This window comes from Paenibacillus maysiensis (assembly GCF_000520815.1).
Classification (GTDB): Bacteria; Bacillota; Bacilli; order Paenibacillales; family Paenibacillaceae; genus Paenibacillus; species Paenibacillus maysiensis.
In genome coordinates, this window is record NZ_ASRY01000159.1 from 1 (window position 1) to 1,355 (window position 1,355).

Sequence of the window (1,355 nt, forward strand, 5' to 3'; positions counted from 1 at the left end):
TCGGCAAGGTACAACCTATAGCAAGTGGGGTGGCTTCATCGAAGGGGTGGACCGATTCGACCCGCTGTTCTTCCAGATTTCACCGCGGGAGGCGGAAATTATGGATCCCCAGGAACGGCTGTTCCTGCAATGCGTGTACGAGACGCTGGAAGATGCGGGGTATACGCGGGAGACGCTGGCGGAAGCAGGAGGGGAGAGCGGAGGAAACGTGGGCGTGTACGTGGGTGTGATGTACGAAGAATACCAGCTGTACGGCGCGGAGCGGACGTTGCAGGGGCATCCGCTGGCGCTGTCAGGGAACCCATCGTCGGTGGCGAACCGGGTGTCGTACTACTTCAACTTCCACGGGCCGAGCATGGCGGTGGATACGATGTGCTCCTCGTCGCTGACGGCCCTCCATTTGGCCTGCCAAAGCCTGCAGCGGGGGGCGTGCAAGCTGGCGATTGCCGGCGGAGTGAACGTCTCGGTGCACCCGAATAAATACCTGATGCTGGCCCAGGGCAAGTTTGCCTCCAGCAAGGGGCGGTGTGAAAGCTTCGGAGAAGGCGGAGACGGCTATGTGCCGGGGGAAGGCGTAGGCGCGGTGCTGTTGAAGCCGCTGGCCCAGGCGGTGGCGGATGGGGATCAGATCTACGGCATCATCAAGGGAACGGCGGTGAACCACGGTGGGAAGACGAACGGCTATACCGTGCCAAACCCGAAGGCGCAGGCGGAGGTGATCACGCGTGCGCTGGAAGAAGCGGGAGTGCATCCGCGGACGGTGAGCTATATCGAGGCGCACGGCACAGGAACTTCGCTGGGAGACCCAATCGAGATTGCAGGCCTGCAGCGGGCGTTCCAGGTGCAAACTGAGGAAAAGCAGTACTGCGCAATCGGGTCGGCGAAGTCGAATATCGGACATCTGGAAAGCGCGGCGGGGATCGCGGGCCTGACCAAAGTGTTGCTGCAGATGCGACACGGGGAGCTGGCGCCATCGCTGCATGCGGAGGTGCTAAACCCGCATATCGACTTCGGGACGACGCCGTTTCGGGTGCAGCGGGAGCTGGAAGCGTGGATGCGTCCGAGCGTGACGCTGAACGGGCAGACGCGGGAATATCCGCGGATCGCCGGGCTGTCGTCGTTCGGGGCGGGCGGCTCAAACGCGCATGTCATCGTGGAGGAATACCGGAGTCCGGGGGACAACGCGGCGGATGAAGCGGCAACGGTGAGAGGAACCGCGCTGATCGTGCTGTCGGCCAAAAACGGCGAGCGGCTGCGGGAACAGGCGAAGCGCTTGCTTAGTCACATCCAGGCAGGTCAGGTGACGGACGGGCAACTGGCGGCTGCGGCGTATACGCTGCAGGTGGGCCGGGAGG

General features: G+C 63.4%; 1 protein-coding gene. It reads left to right on the plus strand.

What is annotated here, in order from left to right:
* Nucleotides 1-1,355: type I polyketide synthase (locus tag L696_RS28440; protein WP_162472161.1), on the plus strand; the 1,355-nt coding region annotated here is incomplete at both ends.